The organism is Citrobacter sp. Cy070 (genome assembly GCF_030332245.1).
GTDB lineage: Bacteria > Pseudomonadota > Gammaproteobacteria > Enterobacterales > Enterobacteriaceae > Citrobacter > Citrobacter youngae.
Genome location: NZ_JAOWIG010000091.1, coordinates 427344 through 441083, shown reverse-complemented (window position 1 = coordinate 441083; position 13740 = coordinate 427344). Strand labels below are relative to the sequence as shown.

At 54.5% G+C, this 13740-nt stretch carries 12 protein-coding genes; 8 read left to right on the top strand and 4 right to left on the bottom strand.

All coding sequences use genetic code 11. The features are described 5' to 3' along the window. Window positions 1-19: 19 nt before the first annotated feature. Both dinG and rhlE read right to left on the bottom strand, forming a co-directional pair. Entirely contained in the window at window positions 20-2170 is a 2151-nt protein-coding gene (gene dinG / locus OGY19_RS23975; RefSeq protein ID WP_286597332.1) for an ATP-dependent DNA helicase DinG, read from the bottom strand. Between the two features lie 96 nt (window positions 2171-2266). Further along, the gene (rhlE, locus tag OGY19_RS23970) at window positions 2267-3610 is read right to left on the bottom strand and encodes an ATP-dependent RNA helicase RhlE (protein WP_115602338.1); all 1344 of its coding nucleotides are present in this window, start codon (window positions 3608-3610) and stop codon (window positions 2267-2269) included. A gap of 219 nt (window positions 3611-3829) precedes the next feature. On the opposite strand from rhlE, the gene cecR reads away from it, so the two are divergent. From cecR to OGY19_RS23945, 5 genes are read left to right on the top strand one after another with little or no spacing between them, the layout of a single operon-like run. Then, window positions 3830-4507, top strand: coding sequence for a transcriptional regulator CecR (gene cecR / locus OGY19_RS23965; protein WP_003035216.1), 678 nt, complete (start codon window positions 3830-3832; stop codon window positions 4505-4507). Further along, window positions 4504-5499, top strand: coding sequence for a secretion protein HlyD (hlyD, locus tag OGY19_RS23960; protein WP_115602339.1), 996 nt, complete (start codon window positions 4504-4506; stop codon window positions 5497-5499). Before cecR ends, hlyD begins: the two co-directional genes overlap by 4 nt. Further along, on the top strand, window positions 5492-7228 hold the full coding sequence (locus tag OGY19_RS23955; RefSeq protein WP_115602340.1) for an ATP-binding cassette domain-containing protein: 1737 nt from the start codon (window positions 5492-5494) through the stop codon (window positions 7226-7228). The genes hlyD and OGY19_RS23955 overlap by 8 nt, the downstream gene beginning before the upstream one ends. Further along, the gene (locus OGY19_RS23950; RefSeq protein WP_061067576.1) at window positions 7221-8354 is read left to right on the top strand and encodes an ABC transporter permease; all 1134 of its coding nucleotides are present in this window, start codon (window positions 7221-7223) and stop codon (window positions 8352-8354) included. The genes OGY19_RS23955 and OGY19_RS23950 overlap by 8 nt, the downstream gene beginning before the upstream one ends. A gap of 10 nt (window positions 8355-8364) precedes the next feature. Then, complete coding sequence (locus OGY19_RS23945) at window positions 8365-9471, top strand: ABC transporter permease (RefSeq protein ID WP_061067575.1); 1107 nt, start codon at window positions 8365-8367, stop codon at window positions 9469-9471. Here OGY19_RS23945 and OGY19_RS23940 read toward each other — a convergent pair. After that, on the bottom strand, window positions 9433-9843 hold the full coding sequence (locus OGY19_RS23940) for a YbhQ family protein (protein ID WP_048212208.1): 411 nt from the start codon (window positions 9841-9843) through the stop codon (window positions 9433-9435). The genes OGY19_RS23945 and OGY19_RS23940 overlap by 39 nt on opposite strands. A 189-nt stretch (window positions 9844-10032) precedes the next feature. On the opposite strand from OGY19_RS23940, the gene OGY19_RS23935 reads away from it, so the two are divergent. From OGY19_RS23935 to OGY19_RS23925, 3 genes are read left to right on the top strand one after another with little or no spacing between them, the layout of a single operon-like run. Beyond that, a complete protein-coding gene (locus OGY19_RS23935; RefSeq protein ID WP_101741860.1) occupies window positions 10033-10794 on the top strand; it encodes an endonuclease/exonuclease/phosphatase family protein in 762 nt (253 codons plus the stop codon). Beyond that, window positions 10791-12032, top strand: coding sequence for a cardiolipin synthase ClsB (gene clsB, locus OGY19_RS23930; RefSeq protein WP_115602341.1), 1242 nt, complete (start codon window positions 10791-10793; stop codon window positions 12030-12032). Before OGY19_RS23935 ends, clsB begins: the two co-directional genes overlap by 4 nt. Continuing rightward, window positions 12032-12994: a lysylphosphatidylglycerol synthase domain-containing protein gene (locus OGY19_RS23925; RefSeq protein ID WP_115602342.1), complete on the top strand. Its 963-nt coding sequence runs from the start codon at window positions 12032-12034 to the stop codon at window positions 12992-12994. Before clsB ends, OGY19_RS23925 begins: the two co-directional genes overlap by 1 nt. A 41-nt stretch (window positions 12995-13035) precedes the next feature. On the opposite strand, the gene OGY19_RS23920 is transcribed toward OGY19_RS23925, so the two are convergent. After that, window positions 13036-13740, bottom strand: coding sequence for a Bax inhibitor-1/YccA family protein (locus OGY19_RS23920; protein ID WP_115602343.1), 705 nt, complete (start codon window positions 13738-13740; stop codon window positions 13036-13038).

The window sequence follows — 13740 nt, the reverse complement described above, 5'->3', positions numbered from 1 at the left end:
TTTCCTGTTGCTCGCATCGTTAACGCCGACGGCGGCGCGTGGGTTTCGCTTTTTCTTTTGGTTTTACTATAACGTCTGGCACAGCAGGCTGCTCTATCGGAAAAATGGGTAACGCGTTCAGTAAACGCTTGCCATAGTTTTTGGTCAACAACCGCTTATCGTAGATCACAACTTCACCCCAGCAGCCATGGCTACGAATGAGTCGCCCCACCTGCTGGATCAAATTGAACGACGCTGCTGGTAAGCTTTGCACCTCAAAAGGGTAGCGGTTCAGGCTTTTCAGCCACTCGCCCTCAGTGACCACTACCGGACTATCGATGGGCGGAAACGCGATTTTGTGAATATGTACCTGGGTCAGCAATTCGCCTTTCAAATCCAGACCTTCGGCAAAAGATTGCAGTCCAACCAGTACACTGCGTTCACCGTTTTCCACCCGCTTTCGGTGTAACTCCACCAGACGATAGCGCGGCTGGTCGCCCTGTACCAGCAGCAGCAAGCGCAGATCGGTAACGTGCTCAAGAAAACGCTGCATCGCCCGTCCGCTGGCAAAAAGCACCAACATGCCCTGATGCTTTTTACTTTCCAGTTGCTCGCGGAAATAGGCGGCCATTTCCGCGATATGCTGCTCTTCGTTATCAATTAACGGTTCGTAGCGCATCTGCGGAATGACGATTTTGCCCTGTTCAACGTGGTTAAACGGTGAGTCCAGTGCAACAAAGCGGTCTCCCGCTTTTTCTTTCAGACCGCTCATCTCCTGCAGACGCGAGAAGCTATTGAGAGAACGCAGCGTGGCAGAGGTGACAATAATATGCGGTACGCTACGCCACAGCAGTCTTTCGAGCTGATCGCTCACGCGGATCCCCACGCAGTGAAACCAGACGTGGATCTGTCCGTCACGCACCTCGCGCGTCGCCCATTTACTCACCGGCGCGCCTGACGACTGTGCCAGCGACGCCAGACGCCACAATTTGCTTTGCGCCTCGAACATGCCCAATGCCCGGTTCATCTGCAAAATAACCCGATGCAGACGCACAATATCGTGGGTACCGGTTTTTTCACTGAGATCGTTGAGGAACAGTTCTGCCAGGCCGCGCAGCATTTCCGTCAGTTTCGCCAGCCGCTGGCAGATCTCCATCACTTCACCAGGCAGTTCTCCCATTGCAAAGCGGTGTTCCGCTTCCTGGGTAGCGGGCATATAGAGATTGAGGATGTTATTAAGTGAAGCAATCAGTTCATACAGCTCTTCACAGTGACCGTTCAACCGCTCGGCATTCGCCAGCGGCGGCGTGGTTTTCGGGCGGAACTGCTCCATGCAGGTCGCCACTAATTTGCAGAACAGATCCAACTGAAGTCGATACCATGGGGCACTGATTTCTGCACTCATCTCCAGCGCATCGCGGGCGACGTCCGGCAAATGATGGCCTTCATCAAGGACTAACAGCAGGTTTTTCGGCTCCGGCAAAACGGCTTCGCTTTCCATTGCCGCCATCACCAGCGCATGATTAGCCACCACCACTTCGGCTTCCTGAATCTCGCGGCGGGCGACAAAAAAAGGGCATTCACGATAGTAGTGACAGTTGCGATTCAGACAGCTGGCTTTATCGGTGCTCAGACGCTGCCAGAGTCCGTCATCGATGGTGATATCGGTGTGATCGCGCAGCCCGTCCCACTTATAGCTGTCGAGATCGCCTTTCAACCTGGCACAGCGCTTTTGTTCTTCCTGATTATTTGGCGTCAGGTCATCGTCGAGAAAGGCCAGCAGATCCTGTTGATTGGGTTCGGTACTGGCCAGCGCGGCCAAATTGCGCGGGCAGACATAACGACCACGACCAAAAGCAGCGGTAAAACGCAGATCGGGGATGATTTTACGCAGCAACGGCAGGTCTTTGCTGTAGATCTGATCCTGCAACGCAACGTTAGCGGTACTGACCACCAGCGTTTTCTGTTCTTCACGCGCAATGGCAATACCGGGAATCAGATACGACAGGGTTTTCCCCACTCCGGTCGGCGCTTCAATCGCCAGATGCCGTCCTTCTTCACCTGCCAGCGTTTTCGCGACGTCAGCAATCATCTGCCGCTGCGGCGCACGGGGGATAAAATCGGGGATCTGTTCCTGAAGCGCCTTATACCAGGCGGCGATTTGCGCTTTTAACGCAGCCGTAAGTGCCATGAGAAAACCTGAAATACTGTATAAACAGCCACTATTGTGGCACTTTCTGGGACGTGTCGCAAAAAGAAAAGCCCGACCTTTCGGCCGGGCTCGCAATTACTGTGCGGAAGATGGTTTGCGCGGACGGCGCGGCGGACGAGGCTTATCGCCTGCCGGTTTGCCTTCGCCGCTACGCGGTTTCGCTTTTGGCGCACCGCCATCCTGACGACGCGGCTGCTGGCCACGCCCTGCTCCACCCTGACCGCGACCGCCGCCGCCACGCTGCTGGCGACCGTTCTGGATCGGCTCAGCTTTAATGGAGGGATCCGGCTCATAGCCTGGCGTTGCAATACGCGGGATCTCTTTTTTCAGCAGCTTCTCGATGTCACGCAACAACTTGTGTTCATCGACGCACACCAGAGACAACGCTTCGCCGGTAGCTGCGGCACGCCCGGTACGACCAATACGGTGCACATAATCTTCCGGGACGTTTGGCAGCTCGTAGTTCACCACGTGCGGTAACTCTTCAATGTCCAGCCCGCGCGCGGCAATATCGGTCGCTACCAGCACGCGTATATCACCGGATTTAAAATCGGCCAGCGCACGGGTACGCGCTCCCTGAGATTTGTTACCGTGGATCGCCGCGCTGCGGATACCGTCTTTATTCAGCTGTTCAGCCAGATGATTCGCACCGTGTTTGGTACGGGTAAACACCAGCACCTGCTGCCAGTTGCCCTGACCAATCATCTGCGACAACAGCTCACGTTTACGTTTTTTATCCACGAAATGAACGTGCTGAGTCACCTGCTCTGAGGCGGTATTACGGCGCGCCACTTCGATTTCCAGCGGATTGTGCAGCAGCTTTTCGGCCAGCGACTTAATATCGTCAGAGAACGTTGCTGAGAACAGCAGGTTCTGGCGTTTTGCCGGCAGCTTCGCCAGAACGCGACGAATGTCGTGAATAAAGCCCATATCCAGCATGCGGTCAGCTTCATCGAGTACCAGGATCTCAACCTGATCCAGTTTCACCGCATTCTGGTGTTCCAGATCGAGCAAACGACCAGGCGTGGCAATCAGCACATCTACGCCGCCGCGCAGCTTCATCATCTGCGGGTTAATACTGACGCCGCCGAAGACCACTAGCGAGCGGATGTTCAGATACTTACTGTAATCACGGACGTTTTCGCCAATTTGAGCAGCCAGTTCGCGGGTTGGCGTGAGGATCAGCGCACGCACCGGGCGACGGCTTTTACCATGCGGCTGATGGGTAATCAGGTGCTGCAACAGCGGCAGGGTAAAACCTGCCGTTTTCCCCGTACCGGTCTGGGCGCTGGCCATCAGATCGCGGCCTTCCAGCACGGCAGGGATCGCCTGTTGCTGAATAGGGGTAGGTTCACGGTAACCCTGTTCGGCAACGGCACGTAAAATTTCAGGGTTTAAACCAAGGGAATCAAAAGACATAACAACTCCGAACCGCCCTGACCGTTACCGGTGTCGTTTTCAGGGAGATACATACAATAGAGATGACAAAAACCACAATGTCATGAAGGGGCGGAGTGTAGCAGTTTTTGTGATGTGCCGCATAAATTATCCCTGCGAGGAAAATAACGATCCGGACTGGACAAGGTTGCACATCAGTCATAATCTTAATCAATCGATTGATTAAGATCAGGTCATGCTATGAATACACCCACCATGACAACCAAAGGTGAACAGGCGAAGAACCAACTCATTGCCGCCGCATTGGCACAATTCGGCGAGTATGGTCTGCACGCCACCACGCGCGATATCGCCGCGCAGGCCGGGCAAAATATAGCGGCTATCACCTACTATTTTGGCTCAAAAGAGGATTTATATCTCGCCTGCGCCCAGTGGATTGCCGATTTTATCGGCTCACAGTTTCGTCCGCACGCTGAAGAGGCCGAGCGTTTATTCGCTCAGCCAGAGCCGGATCGTGGCGCGATGCGCGAATTAATCCTGCGCGCCTGCAAAAATATGATCATGTTGCTCACCCAGGACGACACCGTAAACCTGAGCAAATTTATTTCGCGGGAACAGCTTTCCCCCACCGCGGCTTATCAACTGGTGCACGACCAGGTTATCAATCCGCTGCATACACACCTGACGCGCCTGATTGCCGCCTATACCGGCGGCGATGCCAACGATACCCAAATGATTCTGCATACCCACGCCATCCTCGGCGAGGTGCTGGCCTTTCGTCTGGGGAAAGAAACCATTCTGTTGCGTACGGGTTGGTCACAATTTGATGAAGATAAAACCGCGCTGATTGATCAAACGATCACCTGTCACATCGATCTTATTCTGCAAGGTTTAACGCAAAGGAGTCTGGAGTCATGAAAAAACCTGTCGTTCTCGGGCTGGTTATCGCGGCCCTCGTTGCCGTGATTGCCGGTGGAACGTGGTGGTATCAGAGTCGGCAAGATAACAGCCTGACGCTGTACGGCAATGTCGATATCCGTAGCGTCAACCTAAGTTTTCGCGTCGGCGGCAGACTGGCCTCGCTGGCGGTTGATGAAGGCGATGCGATTACCGCCGGTCAGGTGCTGGGCGAACTGGACCGCGCACCGTATGAAAACGCATTGATGCAGGCCAAAGCCAATGTTGCCGCTGCCCAGGCGCAATACGATCTGATGCTGGCCGGGTATCGCGCTGAAGAGATCGCCCAGGCGGCAGCGGCCGTCAAACAGGCACAGGCCGCCTATGATTACGCACAGAACTTTTATAATCGACAGGTTGGATTGTGGAAAAGCCGCACCATCTCCGCTAACGATCTGGAAAACGCCCGTTCATCACGTGACCAGGCGCAAGCCTCGTTAAAATCCGCACAGGACAAACTCAGCCAATATCGCAGCGGTAATCGTGTGCAGGACATCGAGCAGGCAAAAGCCACGCTCGAACAAGCTCAGGCCGAGCTGGCACAGGCAGAGCTTAATTTGCATGACACCACGCTGACCTCGCCGTCTGACGGTACGCTGCTTACCCGTGCAGTCGAACCCGGCAGTATGCTAAGCGCAGGCGGTACGGTACTGACGCTGTCACTCACGCGTCCGGTTTGGGTTCGCGCCTACGTAGATGAGCGGAATCTGAGCCAGGCACAGCCGGGACGTGAGATCCTGCTCTACACCGATGGCCGTCCGGACAAACCGTATCACGGTAAAATCGGCTTTGTGTCACCAACCGCCGAATTTACGCCGAAAACGGTCGAGACCCCTGACCTGCGCACCGACCTGGTTTATCGCCTGCGTATTGTGGTGACCGACGCGGACGATGCGCTGCGCCAGGGAATGCCGGTGACGATCAAATTCAGTGACGAGGCACGGCATGAATGATGCCGTTATTACGCTCAAAGGCCTGACTAAAAACTTTGCCGGAATGGAAAAACCGGCCGTTGCCCCGCTCGACTGCACCGTACATGCAGGCTACGTGACCGGACTTGTCGGGCCGGACGGCGCGGGGAAAACCACGTTGATGCGCATGCTGGCGGGATTGTTAAAACCCGATGCCGGAAGTGCTGCGGTGATTGGCTTTGACCCTATCAAGGACGACAGCGCGCTGCATGCGGTACTGGGCTATATGCCGCAGAAATTTGGCCTGTATGAAGATTTAACCGTCATGGAGAACCTCAATCTCTATGCTGATTTGCGTAGCGTCACCGGCGAAGCGCGAGAAAAAACCTTTGCCCGCCTGCTGGAATTTACCTCGCTGGGGCCATTTACCGGACGACTGGCGGGCAAACTTTCCGGTGGGATGAAACAGAAGCTCGGGCTGGCCTGTACGCTGGTCGGCGAACCCAAAGTATTGTTGCTGGATGAACCGGGTGTCGGTGTGGACCCCATCTCCCGTCGTGAACTGTGGCAAATGGTGCACGAACTGGCGGGGGATGGCATGTTGATCCTCTGGAGCACCTCGTATCTGGATGAAGCAGAGCAGTGCCGCGATGTACTGCTGATGAACGAAGGCGAACTGTTGTATCAGGGTGAACCGACGCGACTGACGCAAACCATGGCGGGCCGCAGTTTCCTGATGAGCAGTCCGCAGGAAAATAACCGTCGATTGCTGCAACGGGCATTAAAACTACCGCAGGTCAGCGACGGGATGATTCAGGGGAAATCGGTACGCTTAATCCTGAAAAAAGCAGCAACTGCGGACGATATTCGTCGGGCAGACGGCATGCCGGAGATTAACATCAGCGAAACGACTCCCCGCTTCGAGGATGCCTTTATCGATTTACTCGGCGGAGCCGGGACATCGGAATCGCCACTGGGCGCTATCCTGCATACGGTTGAAGGCACGCCTGGCGAAACGGTGATCGAAGCCAAAGCGCTGACCAAGAAGTTTGGCGATTTTGCCGCGACCGACCACGTAGACTTTTCCGTACAACGTGGTGAGATTTTTGGCCTGCTAGGGCCCAACGGTGCCGGTAAATCTACCACCTTTAAAATGATGTGCGGCCTGCTGGTTCCCACCTCCGGCAAAGCGCTGGTGCTGGACATGGATCTGAAAGTCAGCTCCGGCAAAGCACGCCAGCATCTGGGCTATATGGCGCAAAAATTCTCCCTGTACGGCAACCTGACCGTTGAGCAGAACCTGCGCTTTTTCTCCGGCGTCTACGGTCTGCGTGGCCGTGCGCAGAAAGACAAAATTGATCGTATGAGCGAGGCATTCGGTTTGAAAAGCATCGCGTCTCACGCCACCGACGATCTGCCGCTGGGCTTTAAGCAGCGCCTGGCACTGGCCTGCTCGCTGATGCATGAACCCGATATCCTGTTCCTCGATGAACCCACTTCCGGAGTCGATCCCCTCACCCGTCGGGAGTTCTGGCTGCATATCAACAGCATGGTGGAAAAAGGCGTCACGGTGATGGTGACCACCCACTTTATGGATGAGGCGGAATACTGTGACCGTATCGGGCTGGTGTATCGCGGCAAACTGATTGCCAGCGGCACGCCTGATGACCTGAAAGCACAAGCAGCCGATAGCGACACGCCGGACCCAACGATGGAACAGGCGTTTATCACGCTAATCAATGACTGGGATAAGGAGCACGCGCATGAGTAATTCCGCCCTCTCCTGGCGTCGCGTACGCGCGCTGTGCGTGAAAGAAACCCGCCAGATCGTCCGCGATCCCAGCAGTTGGCTGATTGCCGTCGTGATCCCGCTGCTGCTGCTGTTTATCTTCGGCTACGGGATCAACCTCGACTCCAGCAAGCTGCGGGTAGGGATTTTGCTCGAACAGCAAAGCGAGGAGGCGCTGGATTTTACCCATACCATGACCGGCTCGCCGTATATTGATGCTACCATCAGCGATAACCGTCAGGAATTGATTGAGAAAATGCAGGCCGGGCGCATTCGCGGGCTGGTGGTGATCCCGGTGAATTTTGCCCAGCAGATGGCGCGACCCAACGACGTGGCGCCGATCCAGGTGATCACCGACGGCAGCGAACCGAATACCGCCAACTTTGTACAGGGTTATGTCGAAGGTATCTGGCAGATCTGGCAACAACAGCGGGCGGAAGACCGGGGAGAATCATTCAAGCCCTTGATCGACGTGCAGACCCGCTACTGGTTTAACCCGGCAGCCATCAGCCAGCACTTTATTATTCCCGGAGCGGTGACCATCATAATGACGGTCATTGGCGCAATCCTCACCTCATTAGTGGTAGCGCGCGAATGGGAACGCGGAACCATGGAGGCCCTGCTGTCTACCGAAGTCACCCGCGTCGAGCTGCTGCTGTGCAAACTGATCCCGTATTACTTTCTGGGCATGCTGGCGATGCTGCTGTGTATGCTGGTGTCGGTATTTATTCTTGGCGTGCCCTATCGCGGCTCGTTGCTGATCCTGTTTTTCATTACCAGCCTGTTTCTGCTGAGTACGCTCGGCATGGGCCTGTTGATTTCGACTATTACCCGCAACCAGTTTAACGCCGCGCAGGTCGCGCTGAACGCCGCTTTCCTGCCCTCGATTATGCTGTCAGGTTTTATCTTCCAGATAGACAGCATGCCCGCGATTATCCGGGCGGTAACCTACATTATTCCGGCGCGTTATTTCGTCAGCACCCTGCAAAGCCTGTTTCTGGCGGGAAATATTCCAGTGGTGCTAATTATCAACGTGCTGTTTTTAATCGCTTCGGCGGTAATGTTTATTGGCCTGACGTGGCTGAAAACCAAACGTCGGCTGGATTAAGGGGACGGGCATGTTTCATCGCTTATGGACGTTAATTCGTAAAGAGCTGCAATCGCTGCTACGCGAACCGCAAACGCGAGCCATTCTGATTTTACCGGTACTGATTCAGGTGATCCTGTTCCCGTTTGCGGCAACGCTGGAAGTCACCAACGCCACTATCGCTATCTACAACGAAGACAACGGTAAACATTCGGTGGAATTAACCCAACGCTTCGCCCGCGCCAGCGCCTTTACCCATATTCTGCTGCTAAAAAGTCCCCAGGAAATCCAACCCACCATCGACACGCAAAAAGCACTGCTACTGGTGCGCTTCCCGGCAGACTTCTCGCGTAATCTGGATACTTTCCAGCAGGCACCCATGCAGCTAATTCTCGATGGGCGCAACTCCAACAGCGCGCAGATTGCCGCAAATTATCTGCAGCAGATCGTTAAGACGTATCAGCAGGAGTTGATGGACGGCAAGCCGAAACCAAACAACAGCGAGCTGGTCGTGCGTAACTGGTACAACCCGAATCTGGATTACAAATGGTTCGTGGTTCCGTCGCTGATCGCCATGATCACCACTATCGGCGTAATGATCGTCACCTCGCTCTCGGTTGCTCGCGAGCGCGAGCAAGGCACGCTGGATCAACTGCTGGTTTCCCCACTTACCACCTGGCAGATTTTCATCGGTAAAGCGGTGCCGGCACTGATTGTTGCCACCTTTCAGGCCACCATCGTACTGGCAATCGGCATCTGGGCCTATCACATCCCGTTTGCCGGTTCACTGGGGCTGTTCTACTTCACGATGGTGATTTACGGACTGTCGCTGGTGGGATTTGGCTTGCTGATTTCGTCACTGTGCGCGACACAGCAGCAGGCATTTATCGGCGTCTTTGTCTTTATGATGCCGGCGATTTTGCTGTCCGGATATGTCTCTCCGGTCGAAAATATGCCTGTGTGGTTGCAGAATCTGACATGGATAAACCCGATCCGTCACTTTACGGACATCACAAAACAGATTTACCTGAAGGATGCGAGTCTGCAGATTGTCTGGGGAAGTTTGTGGCCGCTATTGGTGATAGCGGCCACAACAGGCTCAGCGGCGTATGCGATGTTTAGACGCAAAGTGATGTAACTTTTTGTCTTTCGCCAACAGCGAGACCACTGCGGGTCCGGCAAGGATCGCCAGCCCCGCCAGCGCCAGTAACACGTTGTTTTGCAGCACACGCGACAGTAACCACAGTACGATCATTGCCGCACCGAAATACCACGTGGTCGTCAGCTCTTCCAGCACGTCAGCCACATCACGCCAGCGCTGTTCATGGTGACGTTGCAATGCCAGCATTAAGATAACCGTTACGCCATACACGACGCATAATCCCAGGCCGACGTGCACCAGCTTGCCGCTCATCCAGCCCATTACCAGCAACGCCACTACCAGTAAATGCAACACAATCTGCCAGCAACTTAGACCCGTTGCGACACGAACACGTTGTTGCCACCTCATGGCTTTTCTCCTGAAGGATTTTTAACTAATTATTCAGAGTACCGGACTTTACGGAAAATTCCGCAACACCGCATCTTTTTGTGACGGCGACTACACTATTTATTTCGCCACAGAATTCGCGATACGGTCAAAACCCTCATCCCGAAGGATGATGGAGAGAGTCAGGAAAGTGACGCCAACGGGAGAATCATGAGCGAATCAGCAGACCGATTTTCATTCAATGTGCTCACCATTAATACTCACAAGGGTTTCACCGCCTTTAACAGACGCTTTATTTTGCCCGAGCTGCGGGATGCCGTCAGGGCAGTTGGCGCAGATATTGTGTGCCTGCAGGAAGTGCTGGGCGCTCACGACGTACACTCACTGCAGATAGAAAACTGGCCGGATACCAGCCATTACGAGTTTCTGGCCGACACCATGTGGCGCGATTTCGCCTACGGGCGCAATGCCGTGTATTCACAGGGGCATCACGGCAACGCCGTGCTATCGCGCTACCCCATTGAGCATTATGAAAACCGTGATGTATCCGTTGGCACGAGTGAAAAACGCGGTGTGCTTTACTGCCGCATTGTGCCGCCGATGCTTTCCCGCCCGATTCATGTGATGTGCGTCCACCTCGGTTTGCGTGAAGCCCATCGCCAGGCACAGCTCAGTATGCTGGCAAATTGGGTCAATGCCCTGCCCGACGCGGATCCCGTGGTGGTTGCTGGCGATTTTAACGACTGGCGACAACAGGCAAATTATCCGTTGAAGAGCCAGGCCGGCCTTGACGAGATTTTTACCCGCGCTCACGGTCGCCCGGCGCGAACATTTCCGGTGCAGTTTCCCCTGCTGCGTCTGGACAGGATCTATGTGAAAAACGCGAATGCCAGTACCCCAACGACGCTGGCGCTGCGTCACTGGCGACATTTGTCCGATCATGCCCCTCTGAGTGCGGAGATTCGTGTATGAAAACTGGCTGGCGTGAAGGCAATCAAATTCAGCTACTGGAAAATGGCGATCAGTACTATCCCGCCGTATTTCACGCGATTGAGCACGCGGAGCAAAAAATCATTCTGGAGACCTTTATCTGGTTTGAAGATGCGGTCGGGAAACAGCTACATGCCGCACTGCTCGCTGCCGCACACCGCGGGATCGCCGCAGAGGTGTTGCTGGACGGCTACGGCTCACCAGATCTAAGCGACAGCTTTGTCGAAGAGTTAACCGCGGCGGGTATTGTTTTCCGTTATTACGATCCGCGCCCACGCCTGTTCGGGATGCGCACCAATCTGTTTCGCCGGATGCATCGCAAAATTGTGGTCATTGACGATCGCATCGCCTTCGTCGGCGGTATTAATTACTCCGCCGAACACATGTCTGACTACGGGCCGGAAGCCAAGCAAGATTACGCTGTGCGTGTTGAAGGTCCGATTGTGGTTGATATTCTGACATTCGTGCTGGAAAACCTGCCGGGACAAAGCGCCGTACGCCGCTGGTGGCGACGGCATCACCGGGCAGTCGAAAATCATCGCCCCGGTGAAGCGCAGGCGCTGTTCGTCTGGCGTGATAACGAGGAACATCGCGATGATATTGAACGCCATTATTTGAAAATGCTCGCGCAGGCAAAGCGGGAAGTGATTATTGCCAATGCCTATTTCTTCCCCGGTTATCGTCTGTTGCATGCCCTGCGTAAAGCAGCACGACGCGGCGTACGGGTAAAACTCATCGTTCAGGGCGAGCCTGATATACCCATTGTGAAAGTGGGTGCCCGGCTGCTGTATAACTATCTGGTCAAAGGGGGCGTCCACGTCTACGAATATCACCGCAAGCCGCTGCATGGCAAAGTGGCGCTGATGGACGATCACTGGGCGACGGTGGGCTCCAGCAATCTTGATCCACTGAGTCTGTCGCTCAATCTGGAGGCAAATCTGATTATTCATGACCGCACGTTTAATCAGACCCTGCGTGACAACCTGAACCCTATTATTGCGCAGGACTGCAAGCGGGTTGATGAATCCATGCTGCCAAAACGCACCTGGTGGAACCTGACCAAGAGCGTACTGGCCTTCCACTTTTTACGCCACTTCCCGGCGCTGGTCGGCTGGCTGCCGGCGCATACCCCGCATCTGGCCGAGGTAGAGCCGCCCGCGCAGCCCACTCTGGAAACTCAGGACCGTATACAAACTGAGGATGCTGGAGGGAAAACCTAATGGCAAAAAACCACCGACGCTGGCGGTTAGCAAAAAAGATCCTCACATGGCTGTTTTTTATTGCGGTGATCGTGCTGCTGGTTGTTTATGCCAGCAAGGTCAACTGGCAGGAAGTGTGGACGGTAATTCGCGATTACAATCGGATCGCTCTGCTCAGCGCCGTGGGTCTGGTGATTATCAGTTATTTACTTTACGGCTGTTATGATCTGCTCGGGCGCTACTACTGCGGCCACAAACTGGCAAAACGCCAGGTCATGCTGGTGTCGTTTATCTGTTACGCCTTCAACCTGACGTTGAGCACCTGGGTGGGTGGTATAGGGATGCGTTATCGCCTTTACTCGCGCCTCGGATTGCCGGGGGGCACAATAACGCGGATTTTTTCGCTGAGTATTACCACTAACTGGCTGGGCTATATTCTGCTGGGCGGTTTTATATTTACCTTCGGCGTCGTCGAACTGCCCCCACACTGGTATATCGATGAAGGTACGCTGCGTATTTTGGGCGTAGCGCTGCTGCTGATTATTGTTGTTTATCTGTGGTTTTGCGCCTTCGCTAAACATCGTCACATCACCATCAAAGGCCAAAAACTGGTGCTGCCCTCCTGGAAATTTGCCCTCGCGCAAATGGCGATATCCAGTGCGAACTGGATGGTAATGGGGGCGATTATCTGGCTGTTGCTCGGTCAGAATATCGATTATTTCTTCGTGCTGGGCGTGCTGCTGGTGAGCAGTATTGCCGGCGTAATCGTGCATATTCCGGCGGGGATCGGCGTGCTGGAAGCGGTGTTTATGGCGCTGCTGGCGGGAGAGAATGCGTCTCAGGGAACGATCATTGCTGCCCTGCTGGCGTATCGCGTATTGTACTATTTTATTCCGTTGCTGCTGGCGCTGATGTGTTATTTGCTGCTGGAGAGTCGGGCGAAAAAGCTACGGGCAAAGAACGAGAAGGCGATGGCGAAATGATTTGCCGGACACGACGTTAAGCCGCATCCGGCAACAGAGAATTAACGACGATTACCGAAAATACGCAGCAGCATCAGGAACAGGTTGATGAAGTCCAGATACAGCGTTAACGCCCCAAGAATGGCGTATTTACGCAAGTTGGAACTGTCGCGCTGGTCAATTTGCTCACCGATATTTTTCAGCTTTTGCGTGTCATAGGCGGTCAGGCCGACAAACACAATCACCCCAATGTAGGTCACCGCCCACATCAGCGCTTCGCTCTTCAGCCAGAAGTTAACCAACGAGGCCAGAACGATACCAATTAACGCCATAAACAGCATGTTGCCAAAGCCGCTGAGATCGCGTTTGGTGGTGTAGCCGTACAAACTCATGATACCGAACATCCCGCCGGTGACCACAAAGGTACTGGCGATAGACGAATAGGTATAGACAATGAAAATGCTTGATAGCGTCAGACCGGTTAACGCCGAGTAGAGCATAAACAGCGTCGTTGCCATTCCAGCGCTGAGCTTTTGCACCATGCCGGACAGGACAAATACCAGCGCCAGCTGTGCAATGATCAGCCCAAAGAAGGTAATTTTGCTGGAAAAGACAAACATCATCACCGCAGGCGTATTCGCCGCGTACCATGCAATAAACGCCGTCAGTAACAACCCACAGGTCATCCAGCCGTACACCTGCGCCATGTAGGTTTGCAGGCCGGAACGGGCCTGCACAATAGAATCGGATCGTGGGAATCGGTCCAT